Origin of the sequence: Nocardia sp. FDAARGOS_372 (assembly GCF_002554515.1) — a bacterium.
Lineage (GTDB): Bacteria > Actinomycetota > Actinomycetes > Mycobacteriales > Mycobacteriaceae > Nocardia > Nocardia farcinica.
The window spans coordinates 4418597-4436446 of the sequence record NZ_PDDW01000001.1; the positions used below are offsets into that span (position 1 = coordinate 4418597).

General features: G+C 72.6%; 10 protein-coding genes. 2 read left to right on the forward strand and 8 right to left on the reverse strand.

Features of this window, described 5'->3' with window-relative positions:
* The 8 genes from CRM89_RS20870 to CRM89_RS32130 all read right to left on the reverse strand — a co-directional run bounded on the left by CRM89_RS20870 (nt 1) and on the right by CRM89_RS32130 (nt 12504).
* Nucleotides 1–1173, reverse strand: a complete 1173-nt coding sequence (locus CRM89_RS20870) for an FAD-binding oxidoreductase (RefSeq protein WP_098085721.1) — start codon at nt 1171–1173, stop codon at nt 1–3.
* 477 nt (nt 1174–1650) lie between these two features.
* Nucleotides 1651–2049, reverse strand: a complete 399-nt coding sequence (locus CRM89_RS20875) for a heat shock protein transcriptional repressor HspR (protein ID WP_041560478.1) — start codon at nt 2047–2049, stop codon at nt 1651–1653.
* Nucleotides 2049–3206, reverse strand: a complete 1158-nt coding sequence (dnaJ, locus tag CRM89_RS20880; RefSeq protein ID WP_011211941.1) for a molecular chaperone DnaJ — start codon at nt 3204–3206, stop codon at nt 2049–2051. Before dnaJ ends, CRM89_RS20875 begins: the two co-directional genes overlap by 1 nt.
* A 39-nt stretch (nt 3207–3245) precedes the next feature.
* Nucleotides 3246–3929 carry a nucleotide exchange factor GrpE gene (grpE, locus tag CRM89_RS20885; RefSeq protein ID WP_011211942.1) on the reverse strand — a complete coding sequence of 228 codons (684 nt, stop codon included), beginning with the start codon at nt 3927–3929 and terminating at the stop codon, nt 3246–3248.
* The gene (gene dnaK, locus CRM89_RS20890; RefSeq protein ID WP_060594056.1) at nt 3926–5773 is read right to left on the reverse strand and encodes a molecular chaperone DnaK; all 1848 of its coding nucleotides are present in this window, start codon (nt 5771–5773) and stop codon (nt 3926–3928) included. Before dnaK ends, grpE begins: the two co-directional genes overlap by 4 nt.
* Before the next feature lie 242 nt (nt 5774–6015).
* Nucleotides 6016–7536 carry a dynamin family protein gene (locus CRM89_RS20895; RefSeq protein ID WP_041560479.1) on the reverse strand — a complete coding sequence of 507 codons (1521 nt, stop codon included), beginning with the start codon at nt 7534–7536 and terminating at the stop codon, nt 6016–6018.
* 14 nt (nt 7537–7550) lie between these two features.
* On the reverse strand, nt 7551–9446 hold the full coding sequence (locus CRM89_RS20900) for a dynamin family protein (protein ID WP_098085724.1): 1896 nt from the start codon (nt 9444–9446) through the stop codon (nt 7551–7553).
* A 43-nt stretch (nt 9447–9489) separates the two neighbouring features.
* On the reverse strand, nt 9490–12504 hold the full coding sequence (locus CRM89_RS32130) for an IniB N-terminal domain-containing protein (RefSeq protein ID WP_098085727.1): 3015 nt from the start codon (nt 12502–12504) through the stop codon (nt 9490–9492).
* 293 nt (nt 12505–12797) lie between these two features.
* Between CRM89_RS32130 and CRM89_RS20910 the strand changes: the two genes are divergently transcribed.
* Nucleotides 12798–14486, forward strand: coding sequence for an Hsp70 family protein (locus tag CRM89_RS20910; RefSeq protein ID WP_098085730.1), 1689 nt, complete (start codon nt 12798–12800; stop codon nt 14484–14486).
* A gap of 2481 nt (nt 14487–16967) precedes the next feature.
* Entirely contained in the window at nt 16968–17144 is a 177-nt protein-coding gene (locus CRM89_RS31825) for a response regulator transcription factor (protein ID WP_231087181.1), read from the forward strand.
* Nucleotides 17145–17850: the final 706 nt, after the last annotated feature.

Here is a 17850-nt window from a genome sequence, read left to right on the forward strand (position 1 = left end):
TCAGAACAGCGGGTCGTGCCGGATGTTCTTGGCCGGGATGCCCGCGGCCATCAGGCGGAACTTGGTGGTCTGCACCATCGAGGGCGAGCCGGCGATCTGCACGTCACGGTCGGCCCACGGCCCCGCCTCGGCGACGACCTTGCCGAGCTGACCGGTCAGCCGCGGTTCGAGCGCGGGGAACACCGGCTCCGGCTCGTCCGGAGCGCGGTAGAACCACCAGGGATTCTCCTCGTGCTCGGTGACCGGCGTGACCGTGAGCCACTTGTTCGTCACCGCCAGGGTGCTGAGCATCTCCAGATCGTAGAGATCGCACGGGTGGTGACCGCCGACGAACAGGTGCACCTTGGGATTACTGCGCCGCTGTGCCATTTCCAGCAATTGCGCGCGCAACGGCGCGATACCGGTACCGCAACCGATCATCAGCATCTTGCGTTTGGCATTGCGCGGGACGCCCAGCCCGCCCAGCGGTGAGCCGATCAGCCACTGGTCGCCGACGCGGGTCTGACTCACCACCGCGGGGCTCACCCAGCCACCGAGGATGCTGCGGACGTGGAATTCGATCTCGCCCTGCGGATTCGCCGGAACGGCGGGCGAGAGATACCGCCACATCCGTGGCCGGGAGGGAATCTGGACGCTCATGTACTGGCCTGCGGCGTATTCCATCGGCTGGTCCAGTTGCAGCCGGACGATCGTGAGATTGCGCAACATCTGGCGGGTTTCGACGACGCGCCCGGTCCACGCCGACGGCGAGGTCTCCTTCTCGGCCGCGCCGATCATGGCCTCGGAGATCAGCGCCAGACCCTCGTCCCAGGCGCGGTCCACCTCGTCGGTCCACATCTCGGTGCCCGCGCATCGTCGCACCGCGGCCTTGAGCGAGCCGGCGACGGCGGCGTAGTGCTCGCGGCGCACGCCGTATTTGCGGTGGTCACGGCCGAGTTGGGCGAGGAAGGGCAGCAGTTTGTCCGGCTCCTCCAGGCGGTCGAGCGCATAGGAGATGGCCTTCACCAGCCGGTCGCGCTGGACGTCCATCGCGGCGGGGAAGAAGTCGCGGATCTGTGGGTGGTCGGTGAACAGGATCGCGTAGAACGTCCTGGCCAGCTCGTCCGGTCCCGCATCGTCCGCGGCGACCGCCTTGAACGTCGTTCGGATCAGAGCGACGGACCGCGAATCCATGTGCCTCACAACCCCATTTCGCACTCGAAACACTGACCGCGCCGGCGAGTGAGGTGCTGCGGGACACTCGACAGCAGCCGATGGTTGGAGTGTAGGCGAGGGTTGCGGGCAACGGAACGGTAACAATGAACATCAGCGGTGTAATTCCGCGAAAACATGAACGGCAGGGCGAAATTCGACCCATAACAAACCGAAAACCCGGAATGGTGCGTAATTCCACGATATCCGATGCTCGGCATCGGCGCGTCGCGCCGCCGTCGCGACGACCCGCGTCGCCGACGAGCGACCGCCCGGCTATCCGGACCGCGCACCCGGGCAACCCGGCAGGCATACTCCCGGCATCGACCGTCCGCCCGAAACCGGAAGGGCGATGGCCGATTCGCCGGTACCGAACGGTCTCCTCGCGGATGCCCCGGCGAACTCCGAAAGAGACGACGAGGGCCGGATCGCCCGATGCGATCCGGCCCTCGACCGTGCTCAGCGCTGATGCCGTGGCTTCCACACCACCAGCGCCGTACTCCGTTGCGGCGGCGACAGATCCGGCCGGTAGCCGGACCGGACCCGGTCGAGCTCCGCCCGCAGCTCGGAGACCTCCTGCTGCAACCGCTCCACCTGATTGGTGAGCTCGATGATGCGCTTGATGCCCGCCAGGTTGACGCCCTCGTCCTGGGACAGCCGCTGCACCTCGCGCAACAGCTCGACATCCCGGGCCGAGTAGCGCCGCCCGCCGCCCGAAGTGCGTTGCGGCGTGACCAGTCCGAGCCGGTCGTAGGTGCGCAGTGTCTGCGCGTGCATACCTGCCAACTGGGCCGCGACCGAGATCATGAAGAACTCGCCGCGCGCCCCGCCGGACGCCTTCTTCGGATCAGTGGACATCACGCACCTGCCCATCCCGCACGCGGATCGAATCCGCTGGCCTTCTCCGCTTCCCGGTAGCGCTCGAGCGCTTCCAGAGCATCGTCGTCCAGTTTCTGCGGTACCGCCACCTTCACCGTGACCAGCAGGTCACCGGCGCCGCCCCCGCGCTTGGGGACGCCGCGGCCGCGCACCCGCAGGGTGCGTCCGTCGGCGGTGCCCGGCGGCACCTTCACCCCGACCCGGCCGTCCAGGGTCGGCACCGAGACCGTGGTACCGAGCACCAGTTCGGCGTAGCTCACCGGCAGCACCAGGGTCAGGTCGTCGCCGTTGCGGCCGAAGACCTTGTCCTGGCTGACGTGCACGGTGACGTACAGGTCGCCCGACGGCGCGCCGCGCAGGCCCGCCTCGCCCTGGCCCGCCAACCGGATCCGCTGGCCGTCGCTGACGCCCGGCGGAATCCGCACCGTGATGGTGCGGGTCCGGTTCTGGATGCCGCTGCCGTGGCAGTCGACACACGGGTCGTCGATGATCGAGCCGGTGCCCCGGCAGCCGTCGCAGGGCTCGCTGAAGCCGAACGCGCCCTGGTTGCGGCTGACCACGCCCGTGCCGTTGCAGATCGGGCAGACCCGGGGACTGGTCCCCGGCTTCGCGCCGCTGCCGTGACAGGTGGTACACGGCGACGGGCTGGTCATCCGCAGCGGCACCGTGACGCCCTGGGCGGCCTCGCGGAAGCCCAGGGTGGTCTCGGTCTCCACGTCCGCGCCGCGGCGGGGCCTGCTCGTGGTGCGGGTGCCGCCCCGGTTGAACAGGCCACCGAGGATGTCGCCGAGCCCGCCGTCCCCGGCGGCGGTGCCGCCGAAGATGTCGCCGATGTCGAAACCCTGCGAAAAGCCGCCCGCCCCACCGGGACCGAAGCCGCCGCGCGGGTAGCCGCCGCCGGCGAAGAGCCTGCGGGTCTCGTCGTACTCCTTGCGCTTGGCCGGATCGGAGAGCACCGCGTGCGCCTCGCTCACCGCCTTGAAGCGCTCCTCGGCCTTGCTGTCCCCCGGATTGGCGTCCGGGTGCAGGTCACGGGCCAGCTTGCGGTAGGCCTTCTTGATCTCGTCCTGCGAGGCGGTGGAGGAGACGCCCAGCTCCTTGTAGTAGTCCTTCTCGATCCACTCCCGTTGGCTCACCGGTCGTCTCCTCCTCTCCCACGCTCGTCGGGACCGTTGTCAGTTGTCGTCCGCGGCATCTTCATCCGATGCCTCTGTCTCGTCCGACGCGGCCGCGGCCGCGTCTGCCACGCCATCGGTCACCCCGACCAGCGCGTGCCGCAGCACCCGCTCGCCGAACCGATAGCCCTTGCGCATGACCACGCCGATCACCGGGTCGTGGCCCGAACCCTCGTGCTGCACGGCCTCGTGCAGGGTCGGGTCGAAGGGCTCACCCTCCGCGCCGAACTCCTCGAGGCCCTGCTTGCGCAGCGCGTCGGTGAGCTTGTCGGCCACCGACTTCAGGGGTCCGGACTCCAGATCACCGTGCGCCTTCGCGCGATCCAGGTCGTCGAGGACACCGAGCAGCTCGGTGACCACGGCGGCCTTGGCCGCGTCGACCGCGGCCTTGCGATCGCGCTCGACGCGTCGCCGGTAGTTGGCGTACTCGGCGGTCAGCCGCTGCAGGTCGGCGGTGCGCTCGGCGAGCTCACCGGCGACCCGATCCGAATCCGGGGCCGCGCCGTCACCGGAGGGCGCCGCGGGCTCGGCCTGGGCGGCGCCGTTCTCCGATTCCGGGGCGGGCGCGGACTGCTCGTCCGCGCCGCCCGTGCGCACCTCGCCGGTCTCCGGATCGATCTTGCGGTTGTCCACCACGGTGATCGGCTCCTTCTCGGCGTTGCGTTCGGTGTCCTGTTCGGTCACTTCTTCTCCGTGTCGACCGGCTCGTCCACGACCTCGGCATCCACGACCTGGTCATCGTTCGCGGAGCTCGCGGCACCGTTGCTGGACGCGGCGGCGTCGGCGCCCTGCGCCTCGTAGATCGCCTGGCCGAGGGCCTGCGACTCGGTGGCCAGCTTCTCCACGGCGGCCTTCACCGCGGCGATGTCGGTGCCCTCGAGGGCCTCGTTCGCCTCGGCGATGGCGGCCTCGACCTTGGACTTGACGTCCGCGGGCACCTTGTCCTCGTTGTCCTTGATGAACTTCTCGGTCTGGTGCACCAGGGTCTCGGCCTGGTTGCGGGTCTCGGCCTCCTCGCGCCGGGCCTTGTCCTCGGCCGCGTGCTGCTCGGCGTCCTTGATCATCCGGTCGATCTCTTCCTTGGACAGGCCGGAGCCGTCCTGGATCTTGATCGTGTTCTCCTTGCCGGTGCCCTTGTCCTTCGCGGTGACGTGCACGATGCCGTTGGCGTCGATGTCGAAGGTCACCTCGATCTGGGGCACGCCGCGCGGAGCCGGCGGGATGCCGGTGAGCTCGAAGGAACCCAGCAGCTTGTTGTGCGCGGCGATCTCGCGCTCGCCCTGGAAGACCTGGATCTGCACCGACGGCTGGTTGTCGTCGGCGGTGGTGAAGGTCTCCGAACGCTTGGTCGGGATCGTGGTGTTGCGCTCGATGAGCTTGGTCATCACGCCGCCCTTGGTCTCGATACCCAGCGACAGCGGGGTCACGTCGAGCAGTAGGACGTCCTTGACCTCACCCTTGAGCACACCGGCCTGCAGGGCCGCGCCGACGGCGACGACCTCGTCCGGGTTCACGCCCTTGTTGGGCTCCTTGCCACCGGTCAGCTCGCGCACCAGGTCGGAGACGGCGGGCATACGGGTCGAGCCACCGACGAGGACCACGTGGTCGATGTCGGAGACGCTGATCCCCGCGTCCTTGATGACCTGCTGGAACGGCGCACGGGTGCGGTCGAGCAGATCGGAGGTGATCTTCTGGAACTCCGCGCGCGAGAGCTGCTCGTCGAGGAACAGCGGGTTCTTGTCGGCGTCGACGGTGATGTAGGGCAGGTTGATCGAGGTGCTCTGCGAGGAGCTGAGCTCGATCTTGGCCTTCTCGGCGGCTTCCCGCAGCCGCTGCATGGCCATCTTGTCCTTGGTCAGGTCGATGCCCGAGCTGGCCTTGAACTTGTCGACCAGCCAGTTGACGATGCGCTGATCCCAGTCGTCACCACCGAGGTGGTTGTCACCGGAGGTGGCCCGGACCTCGACGACGCCCTCGCCGATCTCGAGCAGCGAGACGTCGAAGGTGCCACCACCGAGGTCGAAGACCAGGATGGTCTGTTCCTTGTCGCCCTTGTCCAGGCCGTAGGCCAGCGCGGCCGCGGTCGGCTCGTTGACGATGCGCAGCACGTTCAGGCCGGCGATCTGGCCGGCTTCCTTGGTGGCCTGGCGCTGGGCGTCCTCGAAGTAGGCGGGAACGGTGATCACCGCGTCGGTGATCTCCTCACCGAGGTAGGCTTCCGCGTCGCGCTTGAGCTTCATCAGCGTGCGCGCGCTGATCTCCTGGGGGGTGTACTTCTTGCCGTCGATCTCGACGGTCCAGTCGGTGCCGATGTGGCGCTTGACCGACCGGATGGTGCGATCGACGTTGGTGACCGCCTGGTTCTTGGCAGGCTGGCCGACCAGGACTTCACCGTTCTTGGCGAAGGCGACGATCGAGGGCGTGGTACGCGAACCTTCGGAGTTGGCGACGACGACCGGCTCACCACCTTCGAGAACGGCGACGACCGAGTTCGTGGTCCCGAGGTCGATTCCGACCGCACGAGCCATTGTGGTTCCTCCTCGTAGAAGTAGCTGTGTGAGTGCTTCGAGACCTTCGCCCCTAGCACGTCACGGAGCACGGTCCCAGCAACGCTGAGCGTGGTCGACTCAATCCTGCACCTGTCGCCGGTGGGCGTCAACCTCAAGTTGAGCCCGACACACTCAATGTTGTCGATCGACTCAACCACTGGCCTGGGGGGTTCTATTCCGGGATGCGGAAAAATTTTCCTCCGGGGTTCGCCGACCCCGGCTCAGCGGCCCGGCGGGAGCAGCGGCAGGACGCCCTCGGCGCTGCGGGCGGCGATCTGGCAGGCCGACCGGGTGAGCTGGTCGGCCAGCGGATGCCTGGCCCGCTCGCGCCACTTGCGCACGAGTTCCGCGGCGCGAGCGCGCGCCACCGGGGCAGGCGCGTCCGCAGGCAGGCCGAGGCGCAGGTGCGGAGCGACCCCGGCGCCGCCGATGAGGCGGTGCAGTTCGGCGAGGTCGTCGGGCGGTAGCGGCAGCTCGTCGGTGCGCAGGCGGCCGAGCAGGCGCAGTTCGGCGAAACCGTGCACGTCGGCGAGCAGGGTGCGCACCCGTGGCAGCAGCGCGTCAGCGCGGGTGCCGGGGTAGGTGGCGAGCACCCGCGCGAGCGCCGTCAGCGCGGAATGCGCCTTCAGCTGGTCGGCGCGCTGGGCGAACTGCACGTCCAGCACCGCGCGCAGTTCGTCGACACCGCTGCGCGCGGCCAGCTCGGCCGCCAGCGACGCCGAATCGCGCACGCCGAGGCGGATCAGCGTGACCGCCATCCTGATGCCGAACATGCCGAACCGCTCGGCCAGCTGGGCACGCAGTTCCGGCGGCACCGGCAACGCGATGTCGGGGCGGGCGAACCGGTCGGCCGACAGCATCGCCGCGCTCAATTCCTCCACCGGGATTCCGGCCAGTGCCTGGAAGGCGGCGAACTCCTGCTGCCGCAGCGTGGCCGCCGCGAAGGCCAGCAACCCCGCGACCGGGATCACCGCCTGGCACAGGCCGGTGCGCTCCAGTTCGGTGGCGAAGCGGGCGGCCACGTCGCGGGCCGAGTGCAGTGCGTCGATGCGGCCCGCACCGATCTCGTCCGCGCGCGAGACCACGCCCACCACGCCCAGCGGCCCGGCCGCGCCGCGGTCGCCCGCGCCCACCCGTTCCAGGAAATCGATGTCGGTGGCGTCGAGGCGGCGCAACAGGTAGACGACGGCGTCGGCGCCGGGGACGGACAGATCGTCGGCGCGCCCCTCGTCGGCGCCCGGCGTCAGCAACCGGGCGGTGCGGCGGGACACCTCACGGGAGAGCGAGGAGGTGCCGGGGGTGTCGATGATGGTGGTGCTCGCCAGCGCGGCGGCCGGCCACTCCACCTCGAGATGATCGACCTCGCGGGGGCCGGGCGCGTTCCAGGCCAGCCCCGACAGGTCGAAGGTGAGGCCGTGCGCGCCACCGCCGCGGCGGACCACCACGTTCGCGGTGGCGCCGTCGGCGGCGTAGGCGGTGACACTGGGGGTGGTGCCGTTGCGGTACCAGGTGACCACGCGGGTGCACTCGGTCGCGTCGGTCGGGGCGATGTCCTGGCCGACCAGTGAGTTCAACAGTGTCGACTTGCCCGCCTTCAGCGAACCCGCCAGCGCCACCCGCAACGGCTGATCCAGCCGGCGGGCGCAGTCGGCCAGCAGGGCGCGCGGGCGCGGCTGATCGGCGAAGGACTGCCGGGCGGCGCCGATCAGGCGATGTGCCTCGCCGACGATTCCCGGCGCCATCGGTGTGTCGGTTCTCACCCGGCAACCGTACCGGCGCCCTCCACGGCGGCGGGCGCTGTCCCGGCGGTGCTCGTGTTCTTCTGCTCGGTGGTCTTCTGCTCGGTGGTCAACTGTTCGGCGTAGCGGCGCAGCTGGGCGACCACGCGCAGTTGCCGTTCGAGCACCTCACAGCGTTCGGTGCGCCGGGCGGTGGCCATGGTGGCGGCCTCCTGGGCGGCGCGTAGCGAGTCGTCGATCGAGCGCAGGCTGCGTTCGGCGACCCCGCTGTAGTGGTCGCGCAGCGCCCGGTGGATGCGGTGCAGGCGGTCCTTGGACTCCTTGCCCGCGTGGAAGGCCACGTCGTCGACGAAGCGGCGGATCGCGGTCTTGGCCTCGGCGCGGCGGCGGGCCAGGCGCGCCTGCTTGTCGTCGCGGAACGCCTTGCCGCCCACCAGGACACCGGCGCCGAGCGAGAGCGGGTTGAACATGGCCAAACCGGCGAAGGTACTGGCCAGGCCGACCATCAGCACGCCACCGTAGGAGCCGCGCATGCCCACCAGCAGCTTGCTGCCCAGGCCGATGTCGGGCTCCAGCTCGCCGAGGGTGGCGACCGGTGCGCGGCTCTCCCCGTCCAAACCGGCACGCACGTCCGGCAATTCGACTGCACCGACGTGCGAGAAGTGCTCGGCCACCCGCTCGGCCAGCTCCACCGCCCGTTTGTGCGTCCACAGCAGGTTGTCGCCGAGCGCGCTGTCCACGGTCATGGTCAGCCACTCGGCGATGCGGTCCCAGTGCCTGCCGGGGTCGTGGTCGTCGATCCACTCCTCCCCTTCCCGGGTGATCCCGCGCAGCCGATCCCGCAGATCGTGGTCGACGTCGCCGGCCAGGTCGGTGATGCCGTCGGCCAGCGTCTGCTGCCAGGCGGCCGTGCGGCGGTGCAGGTCCTCCGCGGCCGTCTTGGCCGACTGGAGTTCCCGGATCGCCGTCGCGCCCTGATCGGGATCGCGCAGGGCGAGCAGCTCGCTGCCCAGCGCGAGCGCGAGATGTTCGGCGGCGGCGTGGATGTCGCGGGCCACCGCCTCGCGGACCGCGGCCTGATCGCGCGCCACCACCTGCTCGCGCAGGAAACGGAACAGCTCGCCGTAGCCGGATTCCAGGCCGAGCTGGGCGTCCTTGGTGCGCATGGCGTGTGCGCGCAGCAGCGCGGAGACCGGGAGGATCGGCACCGACAGCCCGGCCCGCTCCAGATGACCCAGATCCGCCCGGTGCACCTGACGCCAGTGCGGGTACAGGTCGGTCTTGGTGAGCATCAGCGCGACCGTCGGGCACAGCTCGCGCACCTGACGCAGGAAGCCCAGCTCGGGCTCGGTCAGCTCGGTGGAGGCGTCCGACACCACCAGCACGGCGTCCGCGGCGGGCACCATGCTCAGCACGGTCGCCGCGCCCGCGCTCGCCTGACCACCGACGCCCGGGGTGTCCACCAGCACGATGCCGTCGGCGAGCAGGGGATTCGGCAGTTCGATCTCCAGCCGCAGCACGCGGCGGCCCTCGGCGAGCGGAGTGCGCTCGTCCACGGCGGCCAGCTGGTCGAGCGGAACCGCCACCCGCGTCTCCGGGCCGCCGCCGCGCGGATCGGTCAGCACCAGTTCGGCTTTCGCCTGCGGACCGTGGGCGAGGACGGTCGCGACAGTGGTCGTGGTGTCGTCGCCGACCGGGCAGATCTCGGCGTTCATCAGCGCGTTGACGAAACGGCTCTTGCCCTGGCCGAGCAGGCCCGCCACCACGATGCGCCGCCGCGGGTCGCGGACCCGGGCGGCCGCCGCCTCCAGGCGGCCCACCAGGTCGGTGCGACCCGCGGCGCGTGCCACGGCGATGGTTTCACCCAGTACCGACAGCAGCGGTACGGCCGGAGTCTGTGCTGGTGTCACCATCGCGCGTGTCGACCTCGCTGATTCTGTTGCTCGTGCCGGGAAATCAGTTCAGGAATCCGTCGCCGGTCAGGTCGGTCGACCCGGCGGCCTCGGCGCCCGATTCTGCCGTGCCGAACAGCGAGGACTCGCCGGAACCGGTGATCCCGCTGTCCAGGCCCGACCCGAACGCGCTCGACACGTCCACCGTCGACCAGGTGTTCGCGGTGCTCGCGGCCGTGGAGCCGAAGCTGCCCCCCAGCTCGCCGGTGGTGCCCAGCGCCGAGCCCGCGGTGGACTCGAGGCCGGCGCCCACCGAGCCGGTGGTGTCGGCGGCGCCGGTGAGGCTGCCGTCGAGAGCGCCGGTGAGGCCCGAACCCGCCGCGAACCCGCCACCGAGTCCGGATTCCAGGCCGGAGCCGAATTCGCCCGCGCCGGAGAGGGTTCCATCGAGGGCGCCGGTGAGGCCGGTCTCCAGGCCCGTGGTGGTGTCGGTGACGCCGGACAGGCCGGTTTCCAGACCCGCCGTGGCGCCGGTGACACCCGACAGACCGGTTTCCAGACCCGCCGTAGCACCGGTGACACCCGACAGGCCCGCTGCCAACCCGCCGGTGAGACCGGCACCGGCATCGGTCGCGGCGCCCAGGCCGGATTCCAGGCCGCCGGTCAGGCCCGTGGTCAGTCCGGCGGCGGCATCGGCCGCACCACCCAGACCGGCTTCCAGGCCCGCCGCCGTTTCGGCGGTGCCGTCCAGAGCGCCGGTCAGACCGCCGCTCGCGTCGACCACGCCGCCGAGACCGGTCTCCAGACCCGCGCCTGCGTCTCCGCCGAGCACGCCGCCGATCGCGGCGGTCAGCCCACCGTCGACACCGGAGACCAGCTCACCGTCCACCAGGCCGTCCAACCCCGCCGCCAGGTCCGCGCCACCGTCGAGCGCACCACCCAGTTCGGTCGACAGTTCGCCGCCCGCACCGAGCGCCGCCCCCAGCCCGGCCGACAGGCTCGACTCCAACCCACCGACGGCCTGCCCACCGGCGTTCACAGCACCGGAAAGCCCGCCCGCGACACCGGAAGCCGCGTCCACCGCACCGTCGAGGCCACCGAACAACCCGCCTTCCAGCCCGGCGGCCACGTCACCACCGGCCGCCACGGCACCCTCGAGCCCGGCCGCCAGACCCGCGCCCGCCTCGACAGCACCACCCACAGCACCCCCGACACCGGCAGCCGCACCGGCCCCCGCGTCGACAGCACCCTCGAGGGCACCTTCCAGACCGGCACCGGCACCGACCGCACCATTGACCGCGCCCTCCAGGCCCGTGGTCAGGCCCGCACCCGCGTCGACCGCACCGCCGAGGGCTCCCTCGAGGCCGCTCGTGAGACCCGCGCCAGCACCGAGCGCACCGTCCACGGCGCCGTTCAGGCCGGAGGTCAGATCGGCGCCCGCTGCCAGCGCGCCGTCGAGAGCACCGCCCACGCCGGCACCGGCGCCCAGCGCACCGTCGACCGCACCGTCGAGGCCCGCGGCAAGATCCGTCCCGGCGTCGATGGCACCTGCCAGCCCGGCGGTGGCACCGCCGACCGCGCCGACCGCGCCGTCGAGTCCGGCCGCCAAGCCCGCGCCCGCCTCCGCGGCGCCGTCGAGGGCACCCTCGAGCGATCCACCGAGACCGGCGCCCGCACCCACGGCACCCTCGAGACCGCCGCCGACACCGGCGGCGGCGTCCACGGCGCCGTCGATCGCGCCGCCGATACCCGCCCCCAGGCCCGCGCCCGCGTCGACCGCGCCGTCGAGGGCACCGCCGATTCCGGCAACCGCGTCCACCGCACCGTCCACGGCGCCACCCAATCCCGCACCGGCATCCACACCGCCACCCACAGCACCACCGATTCCGGCCACCGCGCCGAGCGCACCATCGACCGCACCGCCGACGCCCGCACCCGCGTCGACCACACCGTCGAGCGCACCACCGATTCCGGTCACCGCGCCGAGAGCCCCGCCGACGCCCGCGTCCACAACACCGTTCAAGCCACCACCGACACCGGCGACAGCGTCCACGGCGCCACCCACAGCACCACCGAGACCCGCACCGGCTTCCACCGCCCCATCCAGAGCGCCACCGACGCCCGCGACAGCATCTACGGCGCCGCCCACGGCAGCCCCGAGCCCGGCACCGAGACCGGCACCGGCTTCGACCACACCGTCGAGCGCGCCGCCCAGACCAGCGCCCGCGTCCACCACGCCGTCCAGGCTGCCCGCGAGGCCACCGCCGAGGCCGGCGACGCCGCCGAGCGCCCCGCCCAGACCGGCCGTCACGTCCGTGACCCCTTCCAGCGCACCCTCGAGGCCCGCACCCAGCCCCGCACCCACACCGGCAACGGCATCCACCGCGCCCTCCAGCCCCGCACCGACCCCTGCACCCACACCGGCAACGGCATCCAGCGCGCCCTCCAGCCCCGCGCCGACGCCCGCGCCCACACCGGCGACCGCATCGACGGCGCCACCGATCCCGGCACCCAGCCCGGCACCGACACCGGCGACCGCGTCGATCGCGCCTTCCAGTCCGGCGCCGACGCCTCCGACGACACCGAGGCCCGCGCCGAGCCCGGCGCCCAGTCCGGCACCGAGGTCCACCCCGGCGTCGATGGCGCCTTCGAGTCCGGCGCCGATGCCCGCGGCGAGGTCGATGCCCGCGTCGATGGCGGTGTCGATGCCGAGGTCGATGTCACCGCCCAGGCCGAGGTCGATGCTGCCTCCGGCCCCGGCGCCGAGATCGAGTCCGAGATCGGCGGCCACGTCGGCGGCGGCGTCGATGCCGGCGCTCGCGGCGGCACCGATGACGGCGGCGGCCGCGGCACCCGCGGTGGCCGAACCGCCGGCCGCGACGATCGCCGACAGCTGGGAGCCACCGGTCACCAGGGCCGACTCGGCGACCATCGGTGCGACGGCCGCGATGTCCTCGGGGGTGACCTCGCACAGGCCTGCGGCGGCCAGCGCGCCCTGCGGGTTGGCGCAGTACCCCGCCGCGGCTTCGCGGTCGCGCAGCAGGCTGAGGATGAACTCGAGAATCGCGTTGGGGGTCATCGAGAATCGTCTCCTGAGGATGGGCGGACCTCAGTGATCCGCACTCGTTGGAATGCATTTCACGCTAGGTAGCCAGGCTGTTACTCCGAAACGGGGACGCCCCCCAACATCCCCCGCGCCGTCCCGTTAGGGGACGGGTGGGCATTAGGGGAATTTCCCCACGAACGCCCCGAGGGGGTAACGGCGGCTATCCGGCAACCGACAGAGGTGTCAGGTCGGCCGGGCCCCTCGGTTCCGCACCATCGGTCAGCACAGCGGTCCCACGGACCACACAGTTTCCGAAGAGGTTCCCCATGACAGAGCTTCTGGCGCTCGGCATCACCGTCGGCGCGTCCAATGCGGTCGCGGTCGCCACGGCGGGGGAGGTCGCCGATGTCGACGCAGGCCCCGTGTCGGGCGGTGCGGTCACGGCGCATCCCAGCGCGCTGCGCCTGAGCCGGGAAGCGGCCCCCGCCTTCGCGGGTTCGAGCCGCGGTCGGCATTCCGACGACGTGGTGCTCGAGGGCTTTCTACCCCGCGTCGGCGATCCGGTGGACATCCTGGCCGAGGACGGTTCGGCGCACGCGGCACAGGATCTGGTGGCCACCGCGATCGGCTGCCTGATCGACGAGGTGAGCGCCGCCACCGGCGCCCGCCCGGGCGCCGTGGTGGCCTGCCATCCCGCGTGGTGGTCGTTGCACACCGTCGAGGTGCAGCGTGCGGCGCTGGAGGCGGCCGGGCTGGGCGAGGTCACGCTGGTGCCCGAGCCCGCGGCGGCCGCCCGCTGGCTGGAGGCCGCGCAGGGACCGCTGGGCGAGGGCGCGATCGTGGTGTTGGATCTGGGCGCCACCGGCGCGACCGCCTCGGTGGTCCGCACCGGCGCCCACACCGCGGTGCTGGCATCGCTGCGCTCGACCGAGATCGGCGGCGACGAATTCGATCTGCTGACCATGCGTTACGTGCTGGCAAACGCGCTCGGCGGCGCGGACTTCGATCCGTTCGATCCGGTCACCGAGCGGAGGCTGGCAATTTTGCGGGAGAGTTGCCGAGAAGCGAAGGAATCGCTTTCCAGAAATACGGCGACGGTCGTTCCGGTCGCTCTCGACGGCCCGCAGGACCAGGTGCGGCTGGTGCGCGACGAGCTCGAGGACCTGCTGCGCGGCCCCTTGCTCTCCTGCCTCGACCTGATCCGCGACGCGGTGCACCGGGCGGGCATCGACCTGCACGATGTGGGCCGGGTCCTGCTGACCGGTGGCGGCGGTGCGATCCCCCTGGTCGCCGAACTGGTCTCCACCGAGTTCGGGCTGCCGGTGCCCGCGGCGCCCGAGCCCGCGCACACCAGCGCCCGCGGCGCCGCGGCGCTGGCCGCCGATCTGCTCGCCAGCGAGGTCGACACGGTGCCCGCCGCGATCGCGGAGGCGGACACCCCGACCGAGGAGTTCAGCGTGGTGGACCGGGCCGCCGCGACCGGTCTCGCCGCCGATGCGCCGGTACTACCCCGTGCCGACAAGCCGCGCAGGCTCAGCGGCAGGCAGCGCGGCGCCGTCATCGGCAGCGCGGTCGCGGTGCTGGCCCTGCTGGCCACCGGCACTCTCGCCTACACCACGATGCCCACCGGCACCGATTCCCCGGCCTCCACCCAGCAGTCCACCACGGTGGCGGGCACCGGCGGTGCCGCGCCCGCGGGCAGCGGCGGGACCGGAGCCGCGAACGTGCCCGCGGCGGACCCGGGGGCCGCGACCGCCGGCGGGTCGAATCCCGCTCCGGGACAGCCCGGTTCGTCCCCCACCGGTGGCGTGCCCGCACCCGGCACCGCCGCGGCGAACGGCGCCCCGACCGCCGGGGCACCGGCACCGGGCGACACCGCCGTCCAGCCACAGCCGGGCCAACCCGCACCCGCGCCCGCACCGGCCCCGCGCCGGCTCCGGCCCCGCCCCGTCGCCCGGCGGCGGCTACACCCCGCCGCCCGCACCCGCCCCACCGACCGGTGGCGGTGTCGGTGACACCCTCGGCGGCGTCGGCGAGGGCGTCGGCGGCGTGGTCGGTGGCGTCGGCGAGGGCGTGGGCGGGGTCGTCGGCGGCGTCGGGGAGGGCGTCGGCGGTGTGGTGGGCGGCCTGGGCGAGGGCGTCGGCGGGGTCCTCGGAGGCCTCGGTGGTTGAGATCGCCTTCGACACGCTGCCGTGCGCGCGCGACCTGCTGCGTGAGCTCGACACCGTCGACCAGGAGCCGATCATCTACCTGATCCGGGGCCGATCCGGCACCGGCAAGTCGACGATGCTGACCCTGATCCGGTCGCGGCTGAAAGCCAGGGGCATCCCCTTCCGCGACCACGCCCCCGCCACGGCCACCGACGACACGTCCGCGGCCCTGATCGTCGACAACGCCACCACCCTGTCCGCCACCGAACTCGATGCTCTCTGCGCCGCCGTCGACAGTGGCGCGCGCACCGTGGTGGTGGCGACCCAACCGCGCCCGCACGATCAGCGGCTACGCGCGCTCACCGACGCGGTCGCGCGCCGCGGCCGGGTCCTCGACCTGCGCCCGCTCGGCACCGCCGACATCCTGCCGTTCGCCCGCGAACTGGGGATGATGGTGCCGCGCCCGGTGGCCCAGCACATCCATCAGCAGACCGGCGGCATCCGCGGCGGTGTGGTCGCCGCGCTCACCGCCGCCTGCTCGGCCCGCCTCGACGCGGGCATCCGTGCCGTCGACGAGGCCGTCGCGGGCTGGGCGCGCGCCCAGTTGGAGGATTTGGACCCGGACCTGCTGGAGACGCTGGCCGTCGCCACCACCGGCACCGGTCTGGACGCCAGCGAACTCACCGACGTGCTCGGCGTCGAACCCGACGCCGCCCACTCCCTCATCGACCGGGCCCGCGCGAGCGCCCTGATCACCGACGCCGACCTGCTGCTCGAACCGGCCGTCGCGCCGTTGCGGACCATGCTCGGCGATCGCCGGTTCGTGGCCGTGCAGCGCCGTCTGCTCAACGCCCGGCTCGAGGCCGGGCTGCTGCGCGACCACACCGCGCTGATGCTGGCCGAATCCGGCGTCCGCGACACCCGGCTGGCCGAATTCCTCGCGGCGGCAGCCGAACACAACGGCACCGACGCCGTGCGCTACTACGCCGCCGCGGCCGCGGCCGGCGCGCAGGTCGACACCATCGGCCTGCGCTGGGCCGAGGCCGCCGCCCGCGCGGGTGACGGCGACACCGCCATGCGGCTGGCCGAACCGGTGCTCGCGCGTCCCGGCGTCGGCGTCGGTGAGCTCGCCACGGCCGTGCGGATCTGCGCGGGCGTGCTGACCCGGCGCGGACTCGTCGGACGGGCCGCGCAGTTGTACCGCTGGCTGGGCGCGCATCGCGTCGGCGCGGACTGGTCCGTGGGCGCGACCGTGCTGGCGCTGGCGGGCGACCTCGACGGCGCGCGGGAACTCTCGGCCACCGCCGAGCAATGGCCGCCCACGGAAGCAGGCGAGCACACCAGGGCGATCGCGTGCGCTCTCGAAGACAGCTTGCGCGGCACCGAATCCGGCACCGCCGCCGCGGTCGCCGCACTGATCCAGACGGCCCACGGCGACGCCACCATCGACCGCTTCCTGCCCTGCACCGCTGTGGGCCCCGCGACGCTGCTGTGCCTGAGCACCGGGCAGCCGCGCCGCGCGGGCGATGCCATCCGCCGCGCGAACGCCGCAGGCCTGCGCTCGCCGCACCTGTCGGTGCTCACCGCGTGGACCGCCATGCTCGGCGGCGACGAGCAGGCCGCGGCGACCACCCTCGCCGCCCTCGACCTGGCGACCCTGGACCGGCGCGATCGGCTGCTCGCCCACGGCGCCGCGGTCGGCCTGGCCCGGCGCGGCGGCGACCACGCGGCGCTCACGAAGGCCTGGCAGGCGGCCTATCCGATCTTCGACGAGGTCGACGCCGATCTGCTGACCGCGCTGCCGATCGGCGAGCTGTGGCTGGCGGGCATCCGGCTGCGCGACGAACGCCGCGTCCAGCCGCTGGTGGACGCGACCCTGGCGCTGCTGCGCCGCCTCGGCCAGCCGCCCGCCTGGGCCAACGCCTTCCATTGGTACGGGGTGCAGGCCGCCATCGCCCACGAGAGCCCCGACGAACTGCTGCCACCCGCCCGGCTGCTCAAGGACGCCGCCGAGGCGGGCGACCGGCACGCCGCCGTCCTCGCCGACGCGGGCCGCACCTGGGTGCTGGTGCTGCGCGGCGAGGTGGCCGCGCAACCGGTGACCACCGCCGTGGCGGGCCTGCGCGAACTCGGCCTGGTCTGGGACGCCGCGCGGCTGGCCAGCGAGGCCGCTCTGGCCGCCGCCGACTCGGCCACCGCGACCGCCCTGCTCAAGCTGGCCCGCACGGTCCGCGCCGAGGCGCGCCCGCCCGAGCCCGGCACCCCGCCCCGCCCCGCGCGCGCAGGCGCCGGACACCGCGCCCGCCGCGGAGCCGACCGCGGTCCTCAGCGATCGCGAGCGCGAGGTGGCCGAGTTGGTCCTGCTCGGCCTGACCTATCGCGAGATCGGCGCCCGGCTCTACATCTCGGCGAAGACGGTCGAGCACCACGTGGCCCGGATCCGGCGTCGGATCGGTGCCGGGTCCCGCTCGGAGTTATTGTCGATGCTCCGCGCCATGGGACACGGCTCACTGCTCGTGTGATCGCTCGGCGCGCGCCGATCTATGCCGAAGCGAGGAATGTGATGGCCACAGGGGTGGGCCTGCGAATCGCCGACGACGGCTGCACCGCCGCGGTCGTCACCGACGGTGGCGACCTGCACTACGTCGAGCGCGACTGTGTGCTGCACATGTCCGACGACGGCGACACCGTGCTGGGCAGCGAGGCTCCCGAAGGCCATTCGCACTCGATCACCGGCTTCGTCGCGAAGGTCGGCGACCCGGCCGGCATCCCGGTCGACGACGGCGAGGCCTACCGCGCCGAGGACCTGGTCGCCACCGCGCTGTTCTGCCTGATCAACCTCACCACCGAGCACCTCAGCGGGGCCGCCGAGTTCTACGCCACCCATCCGGGCACCTGGCCCGCACCGCTGGTGCAGGCCCTGCGCGAGGCGCTGGACTATCTCGGGTTGCGGTCGGTGGTGCTGGTCAGCGAGGCCGATCTGCCCGCGGTCGACACCGCCGAACCGGGCAAGGCCTTCGCCTACGACGCCGCCCGCGCGGCACTGGCCGCGGTGCTGTCCACGCCCGCGGGCGCCGCACCGCCCGATCCGGGATCGGCGGAGAACTCCACGGTGGTCACCGACGTGATCCCCGCGGTGCCCGCCCCGCAACCCACACCGCAGGCGTATTCGGCCGCGATGCCCGCCGCCGACGCGGCACCGCCCGCCCCCGCCGCCACCGAGGTGAT

Coding starts and splice junctions, on each gene's coding strand:
- CRM89_RS20870 (WP_098085721.1), bottom strand. CDS start 1,173: ATGGATTCGCGGTCCGTCGCTCTGATCCGAACGACGTTCAAGGCGGTC.
- CRM89_RS20875 (WP_041560478.1), bottom strand. CDS start 2,049: ATGTCCACTGATCCGAAGAAGGCGTCCGGCGGGGCGCGCGGCGAGTTC.
- dnaK (WP_060594056.1), bottom strand. CDS start 5,773: ATGGCTCGTGCGGTCGGAATCGACCTCGGGACCACGAACTCGGTCGTC.
- CRM89_RS20895 (WP_041560479.1), bottom strand. CDS start 7,536: ATGGCGCCGGGAATCGTCGGCGAGGCACATCGCCTGATCGGCGCCGCC.
- CRM89_RS20900 (WP_098085724.1), bottom strand. CDS start 9,446: ATGGTGACACCAGCACAGACTCCGGCCGTACCGCTGCTGTCGGTACTG.
- CRM89_RS32130 (WP_098085727.1), bottom strand. CDS start 12,504: ATGACCCCCAACGCGATTCTCGAGTTCATCCTCAGCCTGCTGCGCGAC.
- CRM89_RS20910 (WP_098085730.1), top strand. CDS start 12,798: ATGACAGAGCTTCTGGCGCTCGGCATCACCGTCGGCGCGTCCAATGCG.